The sequence below is a fragment of the Hydrogenophaga sp. UC242_53 genome (assembly GCF_042696965.1).
In the GTDB taxonomy this organism is placed as follows: Bacteria; Pseudomonadota; Gammaproteobacteria; order Burkholderiales; family Burkholderiaceae_C; genus Hydrogenophaga.
The window spans coordinates 3923006-3946188 of sequence record NZ_CP170552.1 but is presented as its reverse complement, the minus strand read 5'-3'; the positions used below and the strand labels follow the sequence as shown (position 1 = coordinate 3946188).

General features: G+C 69.0%; 16 protein-coding genes and 4 pseudogenes. 5 read left to right on the top strand and 15 right to left on the bottom strand.

Going from position 1 to position 23183, the window contains the following annotated elements; genetic code table 11:
- Positions 1 to 47 precede the first annotated feature (47 nt).
- The 6 genes and pseudogenes from ACFJI0_RS19800 to ACFJI0_RS19775 all read right to left on the bottom strand — a co-directional run bounded on the left by ACFJI0_RS19800 (position 48) and on the right by ACFJI0_RS19775 (position 7220).
- Positions 48 to 443, bottom strand: coding sequence for a RidA family protein (locus ACFJI0_RS19800; protein WP_382322031.1), 396 nt, complete (start codon positions 441 to 443; stop codon positions 48 to 50).
- A pseudogene (locus ACFJI0_RS19795) lies at positions 440 to 2104 on the bottom strand (AMP-binding protein). Before ACFJI0_RS19795 ends, ACFJI0_RS19800 begins: the two are co-directional and overlap by 4 nt.
- Before the next feature lie 122 nt (positions 2105 to 2226).
- A complete protein-coding gene (locus ACFJI0_RS19790; RefSeq protein WP_382325745.1) occupies positions 2227 to 3339 on the bottom strand; it encodes an acyl-CoA dehydrogenase family protein in 1113 nt (370 codons plus the stop codon).
- Positions 3340 to 3424: 85 nt separating this feature from the next.
- The gene (locus ACFJI0_RS19785) at positions 3425 to 4282 is read right to left on the bottom strand and encodes an enoyl-CoA hydratase family protein (RefSeq protein WP_382153964.1); all 858 of its coding nucleotides are present in this window, start codon (positions 4280 to 4282) and stop codon (positions 3425 to 3427) included.
- The gene (locus ACFJI0_RS19780; protein ID WP_382322030.1) at positions 4279 to 4779 is read right to left on the bottom strand and encodes a MarR family winged helix-turn-helix transcriptional regulator; all 501 of its coding nucleotides are present in this window, start codon (positions 4777 to 4779) and stop codon (positions 4279 to 4281) included. Before ACFJI0_RS19780 ends, ACFJI0_RS19785 begins: the two co-directional genes overlap by 4 nt.
- Positions 4776 to 7220: a bifunctional salicylyl-CoA 5-hydroxylase/oxidoreductase gene (locus ACFJI0_RS19775; RefSeq protein WP_382322029.1), complete on the bottom strand. Its 2445-nt coding sequence runs from the start codon at positions 7218 to 7220 to the stop codon at positions 4776 to 4778. The genes ACFJI0_RS19780 and ACFJI0_RS19775 overlap by 4 nt, the downstream gene beginning before the upstream one ends.
- 183 nt (positions 7221 to 7403) lie before the next feature.
- Between ACFJI0_RS19775 and ACFJI0_RS19770 the strand changes: the two genes are divergently transcribed.
- Positions 7404 to 7733 (top strand): DUF1840 domain-containing protein, encoded by a 330-nt coding sequence (locus ACFJI0_RS19770; RefSeq protein ID WP_382322027.1) that lies wholly within the window; start codon positions 7404 to 7406, stop codon positions 7731 to 7733.
- 158 nt (positions 7734 to 7891) lie between these two features.
- Here ACFJI0_RS19770 and ACFJI0_RS19765 read toward each other — a convergent pair whose 3' ends face one another.
- The 9 genes and pseudogenes from ACFJI0_RS19765 to ACFJI0_RS19725 form a co-directional block, all read right to left on the bottom strand.
- The gene (locus ACFJI0_RS19765) at positions 7892 to 8908 is read right to left on the bottom strand and encodes a Bug family tripartite tricarboxylate transporter substrate binding protein (RefSeq protein WP_382322026.1); all 1017 of its coding nucleotides are present in this window, start codon (positions 8906 to 8908) and stop codon (positions 7892 to 7894) included.
- Positions 8909 to 8991: 83 nt separating this feature from the next.
- Positions 8992 to 9978, bottom strand: a complete 987-nt coding sequence (locus tag ACFJI0_RS19760) for a tripartite tricarboxylate transporter substrate-binding protein (protein WP_382322024.1) — start codon at positions 9976 to 9978, stop codon at positions 8992 to 8994.
- Between the two features lie 157 nt (positions 9979 to 10135).
- Positions 10136 to 11389 carry a phenylacetate--CoA ligase family protein gene (locus ACFJI0_RS19755; RefSeq protein WP_382322022.1) on the bottom strand — a complete coding sequence of 418 codons (1254 nt, stop codon included), beginning with the start codon at positions 11387 to 11389 and terminating at the stop codon, positions 10136 to 10138.
- A gap of 120 nt (positions 11390 to 11509) precedes the next feature.
- On the bottom strand, positions 11510 to 12319 hold the full coding sequence (locus ACFJI0_RS19750) for an ABC transporter ATP-binding protein (protein ID WP_382322021.1): 810 nt from the start codon (positions 12317 to 12319) through the stop codon (positions 11510 to 11512).
- Positions 12320 to 12433: 114 nt separating this feature from the next.
- On the bottom strand, positions 12434 to 13771 hold the full coding sequence (locus ACFJI0_RS19745; protein ID WP_382322020.1) for an ABC transporter substrate-binding protein: 1338 nt from the start codon (positions 13769 to 13771) through the stop codon (positions 12434 to 12436).
- Positions 13772 to 13862: 91 nt separating this feature from the next.
- Positions 13863 to 14940, bottom strand: a pseudogene (locus tag ACFJI0_RS19740) (branched-chain amino acid ABC transporter permease).
- Positions 14941 to 14967: 27 nt separating this feature from the next.
- Positions 14968 to 15897, bottom strand: coding sequence for a branched-chain amino acid ABC transporter permease (locus ACFJI0_RS19735; RefSeq protein WP_382153993.1), 930 nt, complete (start codon positions 15895 to 15897; stop codon positions 14968 to 14970).
- Positions 15898 to 15911: 14 nt separating this feature from the next.
- A complete protein-coding gene (locus ACFJI0_RS19730; RefSeq protein WP_382322018.1) occupies positions 15912 to 16709 on the bottom strand; it encodes an ABC transporter ATP-binding protein in 798 nt (265 codons plus the stop codon).
- Positions 16710 to 16726: 17 nt separating this feature from the next.
- Positions 16727 to 18673, bottom strand: a complete 1947-nt coding sequence (locus ACFJI0_RS19725; protein WP_382322017.1) for an AMP-binding protein — start codon at positions 18671 to 18673, stop codon at positions 16727 to 16729.
- 163 nt (positions 18674 to 18836) lie between these two features.
- On the opposite strand from ACFJI0_RS19725, the gene ACFJI0_RS19720 reads away from it, so the two are divergent.
- From ACFJI0_RS19720 to ACFJI0_RS19705, 4 genes and pseudogenes are all read left to right on the top strand, one after another.
- Positions 18837 to 19571, top strand: coding sequence for a Crp/Fnr family transcriptional regulator (locus tag ACFJI0_RS19720; RefSeq protein ID WP_382322015.1), 735 nt, complete (start codon positions 18837 to 18839; stop codon positions 19569 to 19571).
- Positions 19572 to 19578: 7 nt separating this feature from the next.
- Positions 19579 to 20706: a pseudouridine synthase gene (locus ACFJI0_RS19715; RefSeq protein ID WP_382322013.1), complete on the top strand. Its 1128-nt coding sequence runs from the start codon at positions 19579 to 19581 to the stop codon at positions 20704 to 20706.
- Between the two features lie 5 nt (positions 20707 to 20711).
- Positions 20712 to 21618, top strand: a pseudogene (locus tag ACFJI0_RS19710) (LysR family transcriptional regulator).
- A 139-nt stretch (positions 21619 to 21757) separates the two neighbouring features.
- Positions 21758 to 23183: pseudogene (locus ACFJI0_RS19705) on the top strand (nucleobase:cation symporter-2 family protein).

The window sequence follows — 23183 nt, the reverse complement described above, 5'->3', positions numbered from 1 at the left end:
CCCTGCGCTGTCGTTGTCTTGGTGCACTGCAGCGTGCACGCCGGCGCTCAGTCCGGCACCACCGCCGTGACTTCGATCTCCACCTTGGCGCGCGCTTCCATGAGCGCGCTCACCTCCACGCAGGTCATGGCCGGGAAGTGGCGGCCCATCACCTCGCGGTAGACCTCGCCGAGTTCGCGCAGGCGCGCGTTGTACTCCACCCGGTCGATCACGTACCAGGTCATGCGCACCATGTGCTGCGGCCCGGCCTCGGCGCAGGCGAGCACGTCGCGCACGTTGAGCAGGGTCTGGCGCGTCTGGGCGATGAAGTCGTCGCTCTCGAACACCTGGGCGGCGTTCCAGCCGATCTGGCCGCCCACGTAGACGTGGGTGCCGCGCGCGGCGATGCCGTTGGCGTAGCCCTTGGGTGCTGCCCAGCCGGGCGGTTGCAGGTGTTTCATCATGTCGGTTGGCTTCGATGTTGTTGGGCTTGCTGGCGCAGCGCGAAGCGCTGCAGCTTGCCGGTTTCGGTGCGCGGGAGCTGGTTCACGAAGACCACCTCGCGCGGGTATTTGTAGGGCGCCATGTTCTGCTTCACGTGCTCCTGCAGCGCCTTGACCTGCGCCGCGTCGGCGGCTTCGCCGGGTTTGAGCACCACATAGGCCAGCACGATCTGGCCGCGCTCCTCGTCGGCCTTGCCGACCACGCCGCACTCGGCCACCGCCGGGTGCTGCAGCAGCGCGGCCTCCACCTCGGGGCCGGCCACGTTGTAGCCGGCGGTGATGATCATGTCGTCGGTGCGCGCCTGGTAGAAGAAGTAGCCGTCGGCGTCCTGGCGGAAGGCGTCGCCGGGGAAGTTCCAGCCATCGCGCACGTACTGGGTCTGGCGCGGTTCGTCGAGGTACTTGCAGCCGGTCGGGCCGATCACGGCGAGCTTGCCGACCTCGCCCATGGGCAGCGGCCGGCCTTCGTCGTCCACCACGCGCGCCTCGTAGCCCGGCACCACCTGGCCGATGGCGCCGCGGCGCACCGCCTCGGGCGGGGAGGAGATGAAGATGTGGAACATCTCGGTGGCGCCGATGCCGTCGAGCATCTCCAGCCCGCTGGCTTCCTTCCAGAGCTGGCGCGTGGCATCGGGCAGGCCCTCGCCCGCGCTCACGCTGATGCGCAGGCGGCCGATGCCGTGCTGGCGCGCGAACGCGGCCATCTGGCGGTAGAAGGTGGGCGCGGTGTAGCAGATGGTGGCGCCCACGCGGCCGATGAGCTGCACCATGGCCTCGGGCGTGTAGGGGATGGACGGGAAGTAGACTGAGGCGCCGGCCCACATGGGGAAGACCAGCAGACCGCCCAGGCCGAAGGTGAAGGCCAGCGGCGGCGAGCCCATGACGATGTCGTCCGGCGTGGCGCGCAGCACGTGGCGCGGCCAGGTCTCGCAGGCGGCGAGCACGTCGCGGTGGGTGTGCACGGCGGCCTTGGGCGTGCCGGTGGTGCCCGAGGTGAAGGCCAGCAGCGCGATGTCGGTGGCGGCGGTGGGGCAGGGCGTGCCGTGTTCGCACTGGCGCCGCGCCAGGGCTTCAAGCGAGTGCGGCGCTTCCCCTTCGGCCGTGTTGAAGGTCAGCAGCTTCATGCCGGCCATGGCGGGATCGGCCGCGAGCGCCGCCTTGAGCTCGTCCTGCAGTTTCACGTCGCACAGCGCCACCGAGGGCTGGGCCTTGGTGAGGATGGCGCCGAGCTCCTTCGCGCGCAGCAGCGGCATGGTGCGCCACCGCGATCAGGCCGGCCTGCACCGTGCCCAGCCAGGCCAGCGCCATCGCACCGAGTTGCCGCCGCGCAGCAGCACGCGGTTGCCGGGCACCAGGCCCAGCTCCACCGTGAGCGCGTTGGCGATGCGGTTCACCTCGAGCTGCGCCTGCGCGTAGGTCAGCGTGCGCTCCTCGCTGCGAAACAGCGGGCGGTCGCCATGGCCCGCCGCGATGGCGCGCTGGAACAGCGCGTGCACGGCGTTGACCTGCGCGGGCAGTTGCAGCTCGGGCCGGTCGAAGCGCAGTTCCGGCCACTGCGCCGGCGGGGGCAGGCGGTCGTGCACGAAGTGGTCGGGCTGGGCGGACGGGATGGCAATTTTCATCATTCACTCATTCCAGTGACGTCGGCGCGAAGTGCCTTGAACCAGAAATGCCGCGGAACCGGCTTTGCCGGGCCGCAGGCATTGCCCCCTTGAGGGGGTCGCGCGAAGCGCGGCGGGGGTGCTCATTTCAATGCGGCCTTGCCAAGGATCAACAGTTGAACCTCGCTCGCACCCTCGTAGATGCGCAGCGAACGGATGTCGCGGTACAGGCTCTCGACCTTCTGGCCCACCTGCACGCCGCGCCCGCCGAACATCTGCAGCGCCATGTCGATCACGCGCTGCGCGTTTTCGGTGGCGGTGAGCTTGGCGGTGGCCGCGGCCGTGGTGTAGGCCGGCGTGCCCGCGCCCTGCGTGGCGCTGCAGTCGCGCTGCCAGGCGGCGCGGTAGGTGAGCACGGCGGCGGCGTCGATGAGCGCGCTCATCTCGCCGAGCCGGGCCTGCGTGAGCTGGAAGTCGGCCAGGGTCTGGCCGAACATCTTGCGTTGCTTCGCGTGCGCGACGCTTTCGGCGAAGGCGCGCCGCGCCATGCCCAGCGCGGCGGCGGCGACCGAGGCGCGGAAGATGTCCAGCGTCTGCATGGCGAGCTTGAAGCCGCCGTGCAGCGGGCCGACCATGGCGTCGGGGCCGACGGCGCAGCCGCTGAAGCGCAGCGTCGCCAGCGGGTGCGGGGCCATCACGTGGAGGTGTTCGCTGCTGTCCAGGCCGGGTTGCCGGGCGTCGACGATGAAGGCGCTGATGCCGCGCGCGCCGGCCTCGGGGTCGGTCTTGGCGAAGACCACATAGAAGTCGGCCAGGTCGCCGTTGCTGATCCAGGTCTTGCTGCCGTCGAGCGCCCAGCCGCCCGCCGCCTGCGTGGCGCGCGTGGCCATGGCGGCCACGTCGGAGCCGGCGTCGGGTTCGCTGAGCGCGAAGGCGGCGATCTTCTGGCCGCTGGCGACCGCGCTCAGGTAGCGCGCCTTCTGGGCCGGGGTGCCGGCGAGCGTGATGGCGCCGCTGCCCAGGCCCTGCATGGCGAAAGCGAAGTCGGCCAGCGGGGAATGGAAGGCCAGGGTTTCGCGCAGGATCACCAGCGAGCGCGAGTCCAGCGAGGGCAGGGCGCCGCCGTGGGCCCCGGGCACGCAGTAGCGCAGCCAGCCGTCCTGGCCCAGGCGCACCACCCAGTCGCGGCAGGCGGCGCGGTCGTCGGTTTCATCGACACCCTGCAGCGCGGCCCAGTCGGCCAGGCGCGGCGCCATCTCGCGGTGGTGGGCGTCGAAGAAAGGCAGTTCCCACTGCGCTTGGGGTGGGCGCAGGCCGTGCGGGTGTTCGAAGGCGACCACGTCAATCTCCTTCGAAGACCGGGCGCTGCTTGGCCGCGAAGGCCTCGTAGGCGCGGCGGAAGTCCTGCGTCTGCATGCAGATGGCCTGGGCCTGGGCCTCGGCTTCGATCGCCTGGTCCAGCGTCATGGCCCACTCCTGGTGCAGCATGGTCTTGGTCATGCCGTGCGCGAAGGTGGGGCCTTGCGCGAGTTGCGCGGCGAGCTTGTGCGCGGCGGGCAGCAGGGCGGCGCTGTCGTGCAGCGCGTTGAAGAAACCCCAGGCGTGGCCTTCGGTGGCGCTCATGGCGCGGCCGGTGAACAGCAGCTCGCTGGCGCGGCCCTGGCCGATCATGCGCGGCAGCAGCGCGCAGGCGCCCATGTCGGCGCCCGCGAGGCCCACGCGGGTGAACAGGAAGGCGGTGTTCGTCTGCGGCGTGCCCAGGCGCAGGTCGGAGGCCAGCGCCATCATCGCGCCGGCACCGGCGCACACGCCGTCGATCGCGGCCACGATGGGCTGCGGGCAGGCGCGCATGGCGCTCACCAGCGCGCCGGTCATGCGCGTGAAGGCCAGCAGCTCGGGCATGCTCATCTTCGTGAGCGGGCCGATGATCTCGTGCACGTCGCCGCCCGAGCAGAAGTTGTCGCCCGCGCCGGTGAGCACCACGGCGCGCACGTCGGTGGCCTTCTGCAGGCCGAGGAACCAGTCGCGCAGCTCCGCGTAGGAGTCGAAGGTCAGCGGGTTCTTGCGCTCGGGCCGGTTGAGCGTGACGGTGGCGACGCCGTCGTCGCCCACGCGGAGCGCGAAGTGGGTGGGGGCGGGCGTGGCCTTGGGGCCGTACTGGCCGCGCATCGGGTTGTGGTCGGGGATGGGGTGTTTCATTCTTCGTCGATCCGCTGGTTGAGTTCGAGCTGGTGCTGTTTCACTTTGCCCAGCAGCTTGTGCAGGCTGTCCAGGTCGCGCGGGCTCAGGCCTTCGAAGGCTTCGACGATCCAGCTCTCGTGCTGCTGGGCCATCTCGACGAAGCTGGCGCGGCCGTGCGGCGTGAGGCGCACGCGGAAGGCGCGCCGGTCGCCGTCCACGCCCATGCGCTCCACCAGGCCTTCGTTGACGAGCTGGTCGGTGATGCCGGTGACGTTGCCGCCGGTGACCATGAGCCGGTGCGAGAGCTCCTTCATCTTCAGCCCGTCGGGGTGGCGTTCGAGCTGGGCCATGAGGTCGAAGCGCGGCAGCGTGGTGTCGAACTGCTCGCGCAGGCCGGCGCGCACGCGCTTCTCGATCAGTTGCGAGCAGGTCAGCAGCCGCAGCCACAGGCGCAGCTCGTGCGCGTGTTCGCTGTGGGCGCGGGCTTCGAGGTCGAGCGGTGAAGGAGGGGTCATGGTGTAGGGGCGTTGAGGGCTTGCTGGCGGGCGATCTCGCGGTAGAGCTGGTCGCGCCCGCTCTCGTAGGGGCGCGGCCATTCGATGGCGCGGGTCTGCAGCTTGGCGGCTTCGTGCAGCGTCCAGGCCGGGTCGGCCAGGTGCGGGCGCGCCACGGCGCAGAGGTCGGCGCGGCCGGCCGCGATGATGCTGTTGGCGTGGTCGGCTTCGGTGATCGCGCCCACCGCCATGGTGAGGATGCCGGCCTCGTTGCGCACGCGGTCGGCGAACGGCGTCTGGTACATGCGGCCGTACACCGGCTTGGCCGTGCGCGTGGTCTGGCCCGAGGACACGTCGATCAGGTCGCAGCCGGCGGCCTTGAAGAGGCGCGCGATCTCGACCGCGTCGTCGGGCGTGTTGCCGCCCGGCGCCCAGTCGTGCGCGGAGATGCGCACGCTGAACGGCTTGTCGGCCGGCCATGCCGCGCGCATGGCGGTGAACACCTCCAGCGGGTAGCGGCAGCGGTTGGCGAGCGAGCCGCCGTAGTCGTCGGTGCGCTGGTTGGTGAGGGGGGTGATGAAGCTGGACAGCAGGTAGCCGTGGGCCGCATGCAGTTCCAACCAGTCGAAGCCGGCCTCGGCCGCGCGCTGGGTGGAAGCGACGAAGGCCGCCGTCATGGCGTCCATGTCGGCGCGCGTCATGGCGCGCGGCACCTGGTTCTGTTCGCCATACGGCACGGCGCTGGCCGAGAGCAGCGGCCAGTTGCCGCTGGGCAGGGGCTCGTCGATCTGCTCCCAGCCGAGCTGGGTCGAGCCCTTGGCGCCGCTGTGGCCCAGTTGCAGGCCGATCTTGGCGCTGCTGTGGCCGTGCACGAAATCGACGATGCGTTTCAGGCCGGCCTGCTGCGCCTCGTTCCACAGGCCCGGGCAGCCGGGGGTGATGCGGCCTTCGGGCGTGGGGCTGGTCATCTCCACCATCACCAGCGCGGCGCCGCCCATGGCGCGCGCGCCCAGGTGCACCAGGTGGTAGTCGCCCACCACGCCGTCGACCGCGCTGTACTGCGCCATGGGCGAGACCACGATGCGGTTCTTCAGCGTGACGCCGCGCACCGTGAGCGGCAGCAGCATGGGCGGCGTGGGGTGTTTCTTCACCGGCACGCCGGGTTGGGCCTGGGTCTGCAGCCAGGCCTCATAGCCTTCGAGCCATTTCGCGTCGCGCAGGCGCAGGTTCTCGTGGCTGATGCGCTGGCTGCGCGTGAGCAGCGAGTAGGCGAACTGCTCGACCTCCATGCCGGTGTAGCGGTCCACGTTCTCGAACCACTCGGTGGAGTTGCGCGCGGCGTTCTGGATCTTGAGCACCTCCACGCTGCGGCGCGCCTCGTAGCCTTGCAGCACCTCGGCCACGTCGGCGTTCGCGTGGCGCGAGAACTCGTCGGCCAGGTCGATCGCGTCTTCCAGCGCGAGCTTGGTGCCGCTGCCGATGGAGAAATGCGCGGTGTGCGCGGCGTCGCCCATGAGCACGATGGGGGTCTTGCGGCCGCCGTGATCCGGCGCCGGGCCGCCCCAAGCCGGATCAGCCCCCTCGGGGGGCAGCGACCCGCGCAGCGGTGGAGCGTGGGGGCGAGCAATCTCTTGCCAGTGCACCCAGGTGTGGCAGATCACGCGCGGGAAGCGGATCCAGATCGCCGAGCCGCGCAGGTGCGAGGCGTTGCTGATGAGGGCGTGGCCGTCGAGGTAGGGGGCGAACAGCTTCTCGCAGAAGGCCACGCCGTCTTCCTGGCTCATCTGGTCGATGCCGTGCGCCTTCCAGACCTCCTCGGGCGTTTCCACGATGAAGGTGGAGGTCTCGCCGTCGAACTTGTAGGCGTGCGCCTGGAACCAGCCGTGTTCGGTCTGCACGAAGGCGAAGGTGAAGGCGTCGAAGGTCTTCTTGGTGCCGAGCCAGACGAAGCGGCATTGCCGGGTGTCGATGTCGGGCTGGAAGGTGTCGGCGTAGCGCGTGCGGATGCGGCTGTTGAGGCCGTCGCTGGCGATCACCAGGTCGGCCTCGTATTGCGCCGCGAGCGCCTGGTCGTCGGTCACGTCGGTCTCGAACACCAGGTTCACGCCCAGCGCCAGGCAACGCTCCTGCAGGATGTTGAGCAGCTTCTTGCGGCCGATGCCGCAGAAGCCGTGGCCGCCGGACCGCACGCGGCCGCCCTTGAAGAAGACCTCGATGTCGTCCCAGTGGTTGAAGGCTTCACCGATCAGCGCGGCCGATTCGGGGTCGGCCTCGCGCAGGTTGCCCAGGGTCTGGTCCGACAGCACCACGCCCCAGCCGAAGGTGTCGAACGGCCGGTTGCGCTCGACCACCGTGACGGTGAGCGAGGGGTCGCGCCGCTTCATGAGCAGAGCGAAGTACAGGCCCGCCGGGCCGCCACCGATGCACAGGATGCGCCGAAGCGCTGGAACGGATGTTTTCATGCCTAATTAGTTTAGGTTTAAAATATACAACTCCAATCGGGTAAACCCGTAGCCCATTCGGCTGCGGCGACGCCCCGGGCCATGCGTCCTACATCCGTCGGGACGTCCTTCCTACAAATCCCCTGGTTTTCCATGGCGTGTAGGTGCAAGAATGGCCTTACCTCACCACCCCCGGAGGCACTCATGTCTGTGTATCGATTCAAGTCCCGCGAAACGGGCGACCTCGTCATGCTGCAGCAGCACGGCCAACGCATGCTGGAGATCCTGGGCAAGCGTCTGTCGGGCCCGGGCATCATCCAGCCCGGCGAAATGGACGCGGCCGTGCAGAAGATCCGGGCCGCCGTGGCGGCGGACGACGCGGCCCGTCAGAAGCAGAAAGAGAAAGCGGAAGCGGAAGGCCAACACGACGACGCGCAGGTCGACCCGGTGAGCCTGCGCATGCGCGCCGCACCTTTCATCGAGATGCTGGAGCGCTGCGAGAAGGCGAACGTCGAGATCGTCTGGGGAGTGTGAGGAGAAACACCCCCCTGCGCCGCTGCGCGGCTTCCCCCCTCCGTGGCGCGCCTTCGGCGCTTCGAGGGGGACGGCATCTCGGGCCGGCGCAGCCGGACCCTTGATGCCTCTGGAGGGTGCACTTCTTTCGTTGCGGGCCGCGCCGCTGCGCGGGTTCTTCAGTCCACGCGGGCGCCGGAGGCCTTGACCACGGCGGCCCACTTGGTGGTCTCGGCGTCGATCAGGCGCGCGAATTCGGCCGGCGTGTTGCCGCTGGGGATGGCGCCCTGGGCCACCAGGCGCTCTTTCACCGCCGGCAGGTTCAGGGCCTTGGCGGTCTCCTGCTGCAGCCGGTTCACCACCTCGGTCGGCGTGCCGGTGGGCGCGAGCAGGCCGAACCACGAGCTGGCTTCGAACCCGGGCAGGTTGCCGGCCTCGGCCACCGTGGGCACGTCGGGCAGGGCCGATGAGCGCACCGCGCTGGTCACCGCGAAGGCCTTGAGGTTGCCGGCCTGGATGTGCGGCATCGCCGAGGGCAGGTTGTCGAACATCACGTCGATCGAGCCCGCCAGCAGATCGGTCAGCGCCGGTCCGGAGCCGCGGTAGGGAATGTGCGTCATGAAGATGCCGGTGCGCGACTTGAACAGCTCGCCCGCCAGGTGGATGGAGGTGCCGTTGCCGCTGGAGGCCATGTTCAGCCGGCCGGGGTGTGCCTTGGCGTACTTCACGAAGTCGGCCACGCTAGTGATGCCCAGGGCCTGCGCCCGCTTGGTGCCCATCACCATCACGTTGGGTACGCCGGCCACCAGGGTGATGGGCGCGAAGTCCTTCTGCGGGTCGTAGGGCAGCTTGTCGTAGAGCGACTTGTTGATGCCGTGCGTGCCCACCGTGCCCATGAGCAGGGTGTAGCCGTCGCCCGGCGACTTGGCGACCACCTCGGCGCCGATGTTGCCGCCGGCGCCGGCGCGGTTTTCCACCACGAAGGACTGCCCCAGGGTCTTGCTCAGCTCGGGCGCCAGCACACGGGCCAGGATGTCGGTGGTGCCACCGGGCGCGAACGGCACGACGATGCGCACCGGTTTGCTCGGCCAGGCGGCCTGCGCCCAGCCAAGGCCTGGCAGGCCCAGGGCGGCGGTGGCGGCGGCCAGGGTCCGCAGGTGGTGGCGGCGCGAGGCGGAAAACGGCTTGTCGTCCATGCGATGTCTCCTTGGGTGGCAAAAAGAAAAGCCGCCCGAGGGCGGCTTGCATGGAGCCGCCCTTTCGGGCGTGCGGCACGAAATCAGTCGGCGTACTGGCCGGCGCCGTCGATGGCGGCCTTGAGCTTGGCGATTTCGCTGGCCACGAAGGCCTTGTGGCCGGCCGGCGTGACGCGGTTGTCGGTCACCACGATGGCGCCCAGGTCGATCTGGCTCTTGATGAAAGCCGGGTCCTTCAGGGCCACCTGCAGGGCTTCGTTGAGCTTCTTGGTCACATCGGGCGGCGTGCCCTTGGGGGCGTACAGGCCGTGCCAGATGGTCAGGTTGAAGTCCTTGAGGCCCATTTCCTGCAGCGAGGGGTAGTCCTTGAGCAGCTTGTGGTTGTCCAGGCGCTTGGCGGTGGTGACCGCGAAGGCCTTCACGCGGCCGGCTTCGATCTGCGAGGTGGTGTTGGTGGTCTGGTCGCACATCACATCGACGTTGCCGCCGATGAGGTCGTTCATGGCCGGCGCGGTGCCGCCATAGGGGATGGTGGTCAGCGACTTGTCGAGCTTCATGGCCGACTGCCACATCAGGCCGCAGATGTGCGACGCGGAACCCAGGCCGGCGTGGGCCAGGTTGAGCTTGCCGCCGTTGGCGCGGATGTAGGCCTCGAAGTCGCGGTAGGTGTTGGCGTTGAGCTTGTTGCTGCCCAGCAGGGTCATGGGCACGTCGTTGATCGCGCCCAGGTACTCGAAGTCTTCGAGCGGCTTGAAGGTCTGCTTGCGGTACAGGCTGGTGGTGGCGGCCATGCCGATGTGCCAGACCAGCAGGGTGTAGCCGTCCGGCGCGGCCCGGGCCACCTTGGTGGCACCGATGGTGCCGCCGGCGCCGGCGGCGTTTTCCACCACGATGTTGGCGCCGCCCAGGGGCTTGCGCATGGCTTCGGCGAGGCGGCGTGCCACCAGGTCCGTCGGGCCGCCCGCGGCGAAGGGCACCACGAAGGAGATGGGCTTGTTGGGGAAGCCCTGCGCGAAGGCGCCTGACGAAATGCTTGCAGCCAAGGCCGCCAGGGCGAGGATCTTCTTCATACGATGCTCCTTGAGAGGTTGATTACCGGGCGATCGTAGCCCCGCCATCCCTTGTCCGTATCGCGGAAATTACTTAGCTCCGGGCCGGGGAAAACCCTCGTTGGCGCACTTTTGGCGTCAGTTTGGCGTCAGTTCCGCGATGGTTGCGGGGCTTTTCCTACTGGTAGCTGCGCGCGTCCTCGATCACCTTGCCGTCGTTGGGCAGGGAGCCTGGCTGGACGAGCTCGACCTGGGCGCGCAGCTTGGTGACCTCGCGCACGGCGGCCTCGATCTGCTGCCGCAGGCCGCTGTCGGCCTCGCTGGCCTCCACGCGCAGGCACATCTGGTCGTTCGCCATCTCGCCGCTGACCACCAGGCGGGCCTTCTTCACCTGCGGGAAGCGCCGCGCGATGTCGGCCACCTGGGCTGGGTGCACGAACATGCCGCGCACCTTGGTGGTCTGGTCGGCGCGGCCCATCCAGCCCTTGATGCGCGGCGCGGTGCGCCCGGTCGGGCAGGCGCCGGGCAGGATGGCCGAGAGGTCGCCGGTGCCGAAGCGGATCAGCGGGTAGGCCGGGTTGAGGGTGGTGACCACCAGCTCGCCCACCTCGCCCTCGGGCACGGGTTCTCCGGTGCCCGGGCGCACGATCTCGACGATCACGCCCTCGTCCACCACCAGGCCCTCGCGCGCGCTCGTCTCGTAGGCCACCAGGCCCAGGTCGGCGGTGGCGTAGCTCTGGTAGACCGCCACACCGCGCTCGGCGAACCAGTCGCGCAGGCTGGGCGGCAATGCCTCGCCGCCCACCACGGCCTTGCGCATGCTGCCGATGTCGATGCCCTCGGCCTGGGCCTTCTCCACCAGGATGCGCAGGAAGCTGGGCGTGCCGGTGTAGGCCTCGGGCTGGAGTTCGGTGATGGCCTGCAGCTGCTGTTCGGTCTGGCCGGTGCCGGCGGGGAAGACCGAGCAGCCCACGGCGTGGGCGCCGGACTCCAGGATGAAGGCGCCCGGGGTCATGTGGTAGCTGAAGGCGTTGTGCACCAGCTCGCCGGCGCGGAAGCCCGCCGCGTAGAGGCAGCGCCCGGCGCGCCAGTAGTCGCGCGTGGCGCCCTCGGGTTCGTAGATCGGGCCGGGCGAGGCGTAGACGCGCGCCATGGCCGGGCCGCGGCGCAGCGTGGAGAAACCGCCGAAGGGGTCGCTGGCGCGCGAGGCCTTCTGGCGTTCGAGCAGCTCGGTCTTGCGCGTGACGGGCAGGCGCGCCAGGGCCGCGCGGCTGTTCACCGCCTGCGCGTCCACGCCGCGCAGGATCTCGGCGAAGGCGGTGCTGTGCCGCTGGGCGTGCGCCACCTGGGTGGCCAGCTCGCCCATCTGCTCGCGCTCGCGTTGCTCGGGCGATCGGGTTTCCAGGGCGTCGAAGAATTCAGGCTGTGCCATGGCTGCGATGTGTGAAGGTGAAGTGACTGAAACCAGGATGCCGCGGAACCGGCTTTGCCGGGCCGCAGGCGTCGCCCCTGAGGGGTGACGCGCCGGCGGCGCGGCGCGGGGGGAGCCGATTTATGCCAGCCAGCGCTTTCTGCGCTTGTAGCTCTTGATGTCCTTGAAGGACTTGCGCTCGCCCCCGCCCATGCCGAGGTAGAACTCCTTGACGTCCTCGTTGTTGCGCAGCTCGCTGGCCACGCCGTCCATCACGATGCGCCCGCTCTCCATGATGTAGCCGTAGTCGGCGTACTTCAGCGCCATGTTGGTGTTCTGCTCGGCCAGCAGGAAGGTGACCTTCTCCTTCTGGTTGAGGTCCTTGACGATCTCGAAGACCTCTTCGACGATCTGCGGGGCCAGGCCCATGGAGGGTTCGTCGAGCAGCATCACGCTGGGGTTGGTCATGAGGGCGCGGCCGATGGCGCACATCTGCTGCTCGCCGCCCGAGGTGTAGGCGGCCTGGCTGGTGCGCCGGGTCTTCAGGCGCGGGAAGTAGGTGTAGACCTTCTCCAGGTTGGCCGCGACCTCGGCCTTGCTCTTGCGGGTGTAGGAGCCGGTCATGAGGTTCTCCTCGATGGTGAGGTGGGCGAAGCAGTGGCGCCCCTCCATGACCTGGACCACGCCGCGCTGCACGAGGTCGGCGGGCGAGAGGTTCTCGATGCGCTCGCCGCGCAGCTCGATGCTGCCCTTGGTGACCTCGCCGCGCTCGCCCTTGAGCAGGTTGGAGATGGCGCGCAGCGTGGTGGTCTTGCCCGCGCCGTTGCCGCCCAGGATGGCCGCGATCTGGCCCTGGGGCACCTGCAGCGAGACGCCCTTGAGCACCAGGATGACGTGGTTGTAGATGACCTCGATGCCGTTGACGTTGAGAACGGTGTTGGGCGTGTTCATGGAGATTCCGATTCCTTGGGGACCATTTGCCAGGGCGGCGCGCCACCCTGGCAGATGGCGGCTGGAAAAACCAGCCGCGAGAGAACCGCCGCGCGCGCAGCGCGGCGGGGGTGCTTAACTCTGGCAGTCGGCCGGGGTGCGGGCCGTCAGCTTCTTCTCGGCCGCGTACTTCGCGGCCGTGGTCTTCACCATGGGCTTGATGATCTGCTGGTCGGCCTCGATCCAGTCGGAGGTGAAGGTCCACTTGGTGCCGTCCCAGGTGTGGATGCGCGCAGCGCCCGCGCCCACGTGGTCGGCGCACGAGGTGCTGATGGGGCCGCGCAGCACGCCCTTGAAGCCCAGCGCGTCCAGCTTGGCCTGCGTCAGGTTCAGGTTTTCCAGGCCCCAGCGCACCTGCTCGCCCGTCATGACTTTGCCCTTGCCGAAGCGCTCCTGCGCGGCGCGGATGCCTTCGATGCCCACGGCGGCGCTGACCACGCCACGCAGGTACAGGGTTTCACCGACCTCGTCGCGCGGGCCGGTGCCCTGGCCCTTGTCGTGCAGCTTGGCCAGGATCTCCTTGATGATGGGGGCGTTCTTGTCGGTGCCGTGCTGCAGCGTGACGCCGTTGTAGCCCTTGGCGCCCTGGCCCACGTCCTTCACGTCGGGCTCGGCACTGGACCACCACACGCCGTACATCTTCTCGCGCGGGTAGCCGGTGGCCTGGGCTTCCTTCAGGGCGGTGGAGTTCATCACGCCCCAGCCCCAGAGCAGGGTGTAGTCGGGGCGCGACTGGCGGATCTGCAGCCAGGTGGCTTTCTGTTCCACGCCGGGCGCGGCCACGGGCAGCAGCTGCAGTTCGAAGCCGTGCATCTTGCTGCGCTCCTGCAGCAGCGGGATCGGTTCCTTGCCGAACGGCGAGTCGTGGTACACGAGGGCGATCTTCTTGCCCTTGAGTTTGTCGAGGCCGCCTTCCTTCTGCGCGATGGCCTGGACGATCACGTCGGCCGCCACCCAGTAGGTGCCCAGCAGCGGGAAGTTCCACTTGAAGATGGTGCCGTCGGCGCTCTCGCTGCGGCCATAGCCGGTGGTGATCAGCGGGATCTTGTCGACCGAGGCTTTTTCCGTCAGCGCGAAGGTCGCGCCAGTGGCCCAGGGGTGGATCAGCGCGGCGCCGCCGTTCTTGCCCTTGAGGCGTTCATAACATTCCACGCTGCGCGCCGTGTCGTACATGGTTTCGCACTCTTCCACCAGCAGCTTGACGCCGTTGATGCCGCCGCGCGCGTTGACCAGCTTGTAGTAGTCGACGATGCCGTTGGCGGTGGGCGTGCCGTTGGGCGCGTAGGCGCCGGTGCGGTACGACAGCACGGGCAGGTACTGCTCCTTGGCCTGGGCCAGTGCGGCGGTCGACACCAGCGACGCGGCGCCCGCGAGCGCCACCGTGGCGGCCACAACGATCTTGCGAAGTTTCATAGTTGTCTCCATGTCATGAAAGGTTGAAACACACACTCAGTAAACGCTCAAACACCACGAAAAACATCGGTACTTGCGAGCAACCTGCCGCTCAGTGCGGGAAGGGCCACAGGCGCAGCTTCTGTTTGCCGATGGACCACAGCCGCGCCAGCCCATGGGGCTCGACGATCAGGAACCACACGATCAACCCACCGAAGATCATCAGCTCGGCGTGCGAGACCGCGGTGGTGGAAATGGAGAAGCCGAACAGGCCGGCCACGAAGGGCAGGAACTGGCTCAGGGCGATGGGCAGCACGACGATGAAGGCCGCGCCGAAGAAGCTGCCCATGATGGAACCCAGGCCGCCGATGATCACCATGAACAGCAGGCGGAAGGAGTAGTCCACGGAGAACGCCGAGGGCTCCCACGCGCCGAGGTAGACGAAGGCCCAGAGCGCGCCGGCCACGCCGATGATGAAGCTGCTCACCGCGAAGGCGCTGAGCTTGGCGTACATCGGGCGGATGCCGATCACGGCGGCGGCCACGTCCATGTCGCGGATCGCCATCCACTCGCGGCCGATGGCGCTGCGCACCAGGTTCTTGGCCAGCAGCGCGATGACCGCCAGCACCGCCAGGCAGAACAGGTACTTGCTTGCGGCGCTCTCCAGCGGCAGGCCGAAGACCTGCAGGTTGGACACCGCCACCGAGCCCGAGGGCGTGTCCAGCGTGAACCACTTGATGCGCAGGAACATCCAGTCGGCGAAGAACTGCGCGGCCAGCGTGGCGCACCGCGAGGTACAGACCGCGCACGCGCAGGCTGGGCAGGCCGAACAGGATGCCGAACAGCGTGGCGCACAGCCCACCCAGGATCAGCGCCGGGACCAGCGGCATGCCGGGCACGCGCACGAAGAAGTTGTAGGCGCCATAGGCCCCCACGGCCATGAAGGCACCCGAGCCCAGCGAGATCTGGCCGCAGTAGCCCACCAGGATGTTCACGCCCACGGCGGCGAGCGAGAAGATCAGGAAGGGGATCAGGATGGCGCGCATCAGGTAGTCGCTGGCGAGCATGGGCACGGCGACGAAGGCCAGCGCGATCAGGGCCAGGATGAACCAGCGGTCCTGCGCGATCGGGAAGATCTGCTGGTCGGCGCGGTAGGTGGTCTTGAATTGACCGTTTTCACGATAGAACATGGCGGGCTTTCTCTTTTTTGTTCTGGGTCACACGCGATCGATGATCTTTTCGCCGAACAGGCCCTGGGGCCGGAACAGCAGGAACACCAGCGCCAGCACATAGGCGAACCAGATCTCGATGCCGCCGCCCACGAACGGCCCGAGGTAGACCTCGGAGAGCTTCTCGCCCACGCCGATGATCAAGCCGCCGATGATGGCGCCGGGCACGGAGGTGAGGCCGCCCAGGATCACCACCGGCAGCGCGCGCAGCGCGATGGTGGTGAGCGAGAACTGCACGCCCAGCTTGGAGCCCCAGATCATCCCGGCCACCAGCGCCACGAGGCCGGCCACGCACCAGACGATGACCCAGATGCGGTTGAGCGGGATGCCGATGGATTGCGCGGCCTGGTGGTCGTCGGCCACGGCGCGCAGGGCCCGGCCGGTGGCCGTCTTCTGGAAGAACAGGCTGAGCGCGATCACCATCGCGGCGGCGATGGCCGCGGCGATGACGTCTTCCTGGTTGAGCAGCAGGCCGCCCTGGAACACCGAGTCCAGCACGAACACCGGGTCCTTGGGCATGCCGATGTCGATCTTGTAGATGTTGCTGCCGAACAGGCTCTGGCCCAGGCCGTCGATGAAGTAGGTGATGCCCAGCGTGGCCATCAGCAGCGTGGCGGCCTCCTGGTTCACCAGGTGGCGCAGCACCAGCCGCTCGATCAGCCAGGCCATGGCGAACATCAGCGCGCCCGCCGCCACGAAGGCCGCGGCGTTGGCCACCCACTTGTTCTCGACGCCGGTCCACAGGGGGATCCACTCGGAGAAGCGGGCCATGGCCAGGGCGGCGAAGAGCACCATGGCGCCCTGGGCGAAGTTGAAGACGCCCGAGGCCTTGAAGATCAGCACGAAGCCCAGCGCGACCAGGGAATACAGCATGCCCACCATCAGGCCGCCGAAGAGAGTCTCAAGAAAAAATGCCATGGTGTCGTTCTCGTTCAGTGACTCGTGCCGAGGTAGGCGCTGATGACCTCCTCGTTGCGGCGGACTTCCTCGGGGGTGCCGTCGCCGATCTTCTTGCCGTAGTCCAGCACCACCACGCGGTCGGAGATGTCCATCACCACGCCCATGTCGTGTTCGATCAGCACGATGGTGGTGCCGAACTCGTCGTTCACGTCCAGGATGAAGCGGCTCATGTCCTGCTTCTCCTCCAGGTTCATGCCCGCCATCGGCTCGTCCAGCAGCAGCACCTGCGGCTCCATGGCCAGCGCTCGGCCCAGGTCCACGCGCTTCTGCAGCCCGTAGGGCAGCTGCCCCACCGGCGTCTTGCGGTAGGCCTGGATCTCCAGGAAGTCGATGATGTGTTCGACGAACTCGCGGTGCGCTTCTTCTTCCTTCTGCGCCCCTCCGATGCCGAAGGGGTTGCGGAAGGCCTGCGCGAGCAGCCCGCTCCTGATGCGCAGGTTGCGCCCGGTCATGAGGTTGTCGATCACGCTCATGCCCTTGAAGAGGGCCAGGTTCTGGAAGGTGCGCGCGATGCCCATCTCGGCCACCTGGCGGCTGTTCATGTGCCTGAAGGTGCGGCCCCGGAAGCTGATCGAGCCCTCCTGGGGCTGGTACACCCCGTTGATGCAGTTGAGCATGGAGCTCTTGCCCGCGCCGTTGGGCCCGATGATGGCGCGCACCTCGTGCTCGCGCACGTCAAAGCTGATGTCGGTCAGCGCCTTGACGCCGCCAAAGCGCAGGCTGATGTTCTGGACGTTGAGGACGACGTCGCCGATCTTCTTCTGTGTCATGTTGGGGTCTGGCTCAATCAGGCTGCGGCCTTGACGGGGGTGAAGGTCTTGGCGTCGCTCAGCTTGAGCGTGGCGCTGACCGAGCCGGTGCGCCCGTCCTCGAACTTCACCTGCGTCTGGATGTACTGCTCGGCCTTGCCGCCGTACAGCGCCTCGACCAGCACGCCGTACTTCTCGGCGATGAAGCCGCGGCGCACCTTGTTGGTGCGGGTGAGCTCGCCGTCGTCGGCGTCCAGCTCCTTGTGCAGCACCAGGAAGCGGCTGATCTGGCTGCCCGCGAGCAGCTCGTCGCGGCTGAGGTCGGCGTTGACCTTCTCCACGCACTCGCGGATCAGCTCGTACACCTCGGGCTTCTGCGCCAGGTCGGTGTAGCCCGCGTAGGGCAGGTTGCGCCGCTCGGCCCAGTTGCCCACCGCCTCGAAGTCGATGTTGACCATCACGCAGACCCGCTCGCGCTGATCGCCGTAGGCCACGGCCTCCTTGATGTGGGAGAAGAACTTGAGCTTGTTCTCCACGTACTTGGGCGCGAACATGGCGCCGTCGTGCGCGCCGCCCTTCAGGCGCCCCACGTCCTTGACGCGGTCGATGATCTTCAGGTGCCCCGAGGCGTCGATGAAGCCCGCGTCGCTGGTGTGGTACCAGCCGTCGGCGGTGAGCACCTCGGCCGTGGCGGCCTCGTTCTTGTAGTAGCCCTTGAGCAGACCGGGGGACTTGACCAGGATCTCGCCGGTCTCGGAGAGCTTGATCTCCACGCCCTCGCAGGGCACGCCCACGGTGTCGGCGCGGGCCTCGTGGTCGGGCTGCAGGCAGACGAACACGGCCGTCTCGGTGGAGCCGTAGAGCTGCTTCATGTTGATGCCGATGGAGCGGTAGAAGCTGAAGAGGTCGGGCCCGATGGCTTCGCCCGCGGTGTAGGCCACGCGCACGCGGCTCATGCCCAGGTTGTTGCGCAGCGGGCCGTAGACCAGCCAGTCGCCCAGGCGGTACTTGATCGAGTCGAGCAGGCCGATGGGTTTGCCGTCCATGCGGTCCGGGCCCACGCGGCGGGCCAGCGCCATGAAGCGGTGGAACATGCCGCGCTTGATCGCGCCGGCGTCTTCCATGCGGATCATCACGCTGGTGAGCAGGCCTTCGAAGATGCGCGGCGGCGCGAAGTAGTAGGTCGGGCCGACTTCCTTGAGGTCGATCGTGACCGTGGAGGCCGACTCCGGGCAGTTCACCACGTAGCCGGCCACCAGCCACTGCGCGTAGCTGAAGATGTTCTGCCCGATCCAGGCCGGGGGCAGGTAGGCCAGGATCTCGTCTTCGCGGGTGAGCTTGTCGAACCTGGCGCCCACGGTGGCGCGGTTGATGAGGGTCTGGTGGGTGTGCACCACGCCCTTGGGGTTGCCGGTGGTGCCGCTGGTGAAGAACATGGCGGCCACGTCCTCGGTGCGGCCCAGCTCCACCTGTTCGCGAAACAGCTGGGGGTGGGCCTTGGCGTGGGCCTGGCCGGCTTCGATGAGCGAGGCCATGCTGCGCAGGCCGGGCTGGTCGTAGTTGCGCAGGCCGCGCGGGTCGTCGTAGTAGAGGTGGCTGAGCTGCGGGCAGCGCTCGCGGATCTCCAGCATCTTGTCGACCTGCTCCTGGTCTTCCACCACGCAGAAGCGCACCTCGGCGTTGTTGATCGGGAAGACGCACTCGGCGGCCACCGCGTCCTGGTACAGCGGGATCGGGATCGCGCCCAGCGACTGCGCGGCCAGCATCGTGGCGTACAGGCGCGGGCGGTTGGCGCCGATGACCACCATGTGCTCGCCGCGCTGCAGGCCCGCCTGGTGCAGCCCGCAGGCCAGGCGCTCCACCAGCTCGGCCATGCCGGCCCACGTCGTCGTCTGCCAGATGCCGTATTCCTTCTCGCGCATCGCCGCACCCTCCGGGTGGCTTTGCGCGTGGCCCAGCAGCAGCCGGGGGAACGTGTGTTGCATGCGTGTCTCCTGAGGCCGGTGCCGTGGCGCCGGTGCTTGAAATGTCCCGGTTGAGACATTTCGTTCTGCTGCGCATGGTAGGCCTTCGTTTGACGTTATGTTGTCGGTTCGACGACAATCTGGGGTCAACCCTCCTAGGACTTTCCCTAGACCATTCCCACCCATGAGCGCCTTGACCTCCCGCCGTTCCGGCACCGTTCTGCGCGACCGCGCGCGCCCGCCCACTCAGGAGGAACTGGCCGAGATTCCCTGGCTGAAAAGCCTCACGCCCACCGAGCGCGAGCGCGCCGTGGCCGCGCTGGTGGTGGGCGATGCCGAGGCGGGCGACCACATCTGCCGCTTCGGCCGCCCGGTCACCTACTGGTTCGGCCTGGTCGACGGCCTGCTCAAGATGAGCAACGACGATTCGCAGGGCCCGGTGATCACCTTCACCGGCGTGGCGCCGGGGGGCTGGTTCGGCGAAGGCACGGTGCTCAAGCACGAGCAGTACCGCTACAACATCCTCGCCTTGCGCCGCAGCCGCGTGGCCGGCCTGCCGGTGGAGACCTTCGACTGGCTGCTGGACCACTCGATCGGCTTCAACCGCTTCGTGATGCACCAGCTCAACGAGCGCCTGGGCCAGTTCATCGCGGCGCGCGAGATCGACCGCCTCAACAGCCCCGACCTGCGCGTGGCGCGCAACCTGGCCTCGCTGTTCCACCCGCTGCTCTCGCCCAACGTGGGCGGTGTGCTGCGCATCACCCAGCAGGAGCTGGCCTACCTGGTAGGCCTCTCGCGCCAGCGCGTCAACGAGGCGCTGACCACGCTGGCGGCCAAGGGCTGGATCCGCGTGGAATACGGGGGCCTGCGCGTGCTCGATCTGGTGGCCTTGCGCTCCGGCACATTGGATGAGGGATGATCCCCCCATGACGACCGACAAACCCGCCGCCCGCACGCTCAAGCTGAAACCGGGCGCTGCCAGCAAGACCCCCTCCGATCCCTACGCCCCGCGCCGCGCCCCGGTGCGCCCGCCCGGCCCGGCGCGCGCCAAGAGCGTGTCGGCTTCGGCGCCCAAGCCGCCGCGCGAACCTTCGCCCGGGTACGGCGCCCCACGCGGTGGCCCCGAAGGGCCGCGCAGCGAGCGCCCGGCCCCGCGCCGCGCCGAGGCCCCCCGGGCCGCCGCCGAGCGAGCGCCGCGCGGTCCCGCACCCGCGCCGCGCCCGCCGGCCCACCGGCCCGACCTCGCGCGGGTCGGCAACGTGCGCGGTGAAGTGCGCCTCAACAAGCGCATGGCCGACCTCGGCCTGTGCTCGCGCCGCGAGGCCGACGAATGGATCGCGCGCGGCTGGGTGACGGTCAATCGCCAGCCCGCGGTGATGGGCCAGCCGGTGCCGCCCGATGCGCAGGTCGAGGTCGCGCCGCAGGCGCGCCACCAGCAGAGCGGGCAGGTCACCATCCTGCTGCACAAGCCGGTGGGCTATGTGAGCGGCCAGCCCGAGGACGGCCACGAGGCCGCGGCCACGCTGATCGGCGCGCCCAGCCAGTGGCGCGGCGACGCGCGCATGCCCGGCGACGGCCGGCGTTTCGCGCCCGAACACACGCGCGGCCTGGCACCGGCCGGGCGGCTCGACATCGACTCCACCGGCCTGCTCGTGCTCACGCAGGACGGCCGCGTGGCGCGCACCCTGATCGGCGAGAGCAGCGGCGTGGAAAAGGAATACCTGGTGCGCGTGCACTTCGCGCCCAACGGCCCGCAAGGCGCGGGCGTGGTGGCGCAGGACGTGCAGGCCGTCTTTCCGCCCGCGCAGCTCGCCCTGCTGCGCCACGGCCTGAGCCTGGACGGCCAGGCCCTGCGGCCCGCGCAGGTGGACTGGCAGAACCCCGAGCAGCTGCGTTTCGTGCTCACCGAGGGCAAGAAGCGCCAGATCCGGCGCATGTGCGAGCAGGTGGGCCTGCACGTGGTGGGCTTGAAGCGCATCCGCATCGGGCGGGTGCTGCTGGGCAACCTGCCGGTGGGGCAGTGGCGCTTTCTCGGGGCCGACGAGCGCTTCTGAGCGGCATGCACGCGAAAGTCCTGCGCTATTTCATCGAGGTGGTGCGCGCGGGCTCGATCCGCAAGGCCGCCGAGCAGCTGCATGTGGTGCCCACGGCGGTGAACCGCCAGATCCTCAACCTGGAGGAGGAGCTGGGCGCGCCGCTGTTCGAGCGCATCCACAACAAGCTCAAGCTCACGCCCATCGGCGAGATCGTGCTGGCCCATGCGCGCGCCACCCTGCGCGATTTCGACGCGGTGCGCCAGCACATCGAGGCGGTGCGCGGCCTGCGACAGGGCGAGGCCTCGCTGCGCCACCACCACCGGCCTGGCCGGCGCCTTTCTGCCCGGCATCGTGCAGCGCTGCCGCGCGGCGCACCCGGGCATCCACCTCAAGCTGCTGGACCTGCCCATCGCCGGGGTGCTGCGCGCCGTGGCCGAGGGCGACGCCGAACTCGCGCTGGCCTACGACGTGCCCGAGACCACCGGCCTGCGCACCCTGTTCGCGAGCGAATGGCCGCTGGGCGCGGTGGTGCCGCCGGGCCACGCGCTGGCCGATCGCGCCACCACCACCCTGGCCGACTGCCTGGGTTTTCCGCTCATCCTGCCGGCCGCCCCGATGTCGCTGCGCCCCATCCTCGACGGCGCCTTCGGCCGCTCCGCCGTGAGCGTGTCGCCGGTGATCGAAACCACCTCCACCGCCCTGATGCGCCAGCTGGCCGCGCAGGGCGTGGGCATCACCCTGCTCAACCGCCTCGACGTGGCCGACGACGTGCGCGCCGGCCGGCTGCGGTTCGTGCCGCTGCGCGACGCGGGCCTGCGGCCCCAGAGCCTGGCGCTGGTGACGCGCGCGGGCTCGGCGCTGAGCGCGGCGGCCGAGCTGCTGGCGCGGCACGTCACCGACGGTCTGGAGAGCGCGCTGGTCGGGCCCTGACGAAGCGGGGGTCGGGGTGTGCACTTTTCGTGCACACCTGGGGTGATTTATTGACTTTGCGCCCGCGCGAGCGGGCTCCTGAGACTGCGCCCGCTGGCCGATGCGCCGCCTTGTGCGCGAGCCGGCAGAAAGGCCCCAGATGCTTCCCGATACCAAGACGACCGGCGCCGGAGACAAACCCGAGAGCGACGCGGTCCACCAGAAAATTCCCCTCCCCCGCTGCGCGGCCCTGGGCCTGCAGCACGTCCTCGTGATGTACGCCGGCACCGTCGCGGTGCCGCTCATCGTCGGCGGCGCGTTGGGCCTGTCGAAGGCGGACATCGCCTTCCTCATCAACGCCGACCTGCTGGTCGCCGGCATCGCCACGCTGATCCAGGCGCTGGGCCTGTGGGGCTTCGGCATCCGCATGCCGGTGATGATGGGCGTGACCTTCGCCGCCGTCGGGCCGATGATCGCCATCGGCCTGGACCCCTCGCTGGGCCTGCAGGCGATCTACGGCGCCACCATCGTGGCCGGCCTCTTCGGCATGCTGGTCGCGCCGCTCATGGGGCGGCTGCTGGGCGTGTTTCCGCCGCTGGTCACCGGCACGGTCATCACGCTGATCGGCGTCTCGCTCATGGGCGTGGCGATCAACTGGGCCGCGGGCGGGCAGCCCACGGTCACGCGCATGGTCGACGGCGTGGCGCACGCCGTGCGCAAACCCCGACTACGGCGACCCGGCCAAGCTCGCGATCGCGGCGCTGGTGCTGCTGGTGGTGCTGGGCATCACGCGCTTCGCCAAGGGCGTGTGGGCCAACATCTCGATCCTGCTCGGCGTGATGGCCGGCGTGGTGGTGTCGCTGGCGCTGGGCTACATGAACTTCGACGGCCTGTCGGACGCCAGCTGGGTGGCGGTGACCACGCCGCTGCACTTCGGCCTGCCGCGCTTCGAGTTCACGGCCATCCTCTCGATGTGCATCGTGATGCTGATCACCCTGGTCGAATCGACCGGCATGTTCCTGGCGCTCAGCGAGATCACCGGCCGCCGCATGACGCCGCAGCTGCTCACGCGCGGCCTGCGCGCCGATGGCCTGGGCACGTTGATCGGTGGCGTGTTCAACACCTTTCCCTACACCTCGTTCTCGCAGAACGTCGGGCTCGTCACCGTGACCGGCGTGCGCTCGCGTTACGTGGCGGCGATGGCGGGTGGCTTCCTGATCCTGCTGGCGCTGTTCCCCAAGGTGGCGCACATCGTGGCTTCGGTGCCCGCCTTCGTGCTGGGCGGCGCGGGCATCGTGATGTTCGGCATGGTGGCGGCCACGGGCGTGCGCATCCTGGGCGCCATCGACTACGGCAAGGAGCGCCACGCGCTCTACGTGATCGCGATCTCCATCGGCCTGGGGCTCATCCCCACGCTGTCACCGAACTTCTTCCAGCACCTGCCGGCCTGGACGCACCCCTTCACGCACAGCGGTATCGTGCTGGGGACCTGCGCGGCCATGGTGCTCAACCTTTTCTACCACGGCGTGGTGTCCAAGGAGCGCTCGTTCCTGCTGGCCGCGCGCACTTCACACGGAACGGAATGA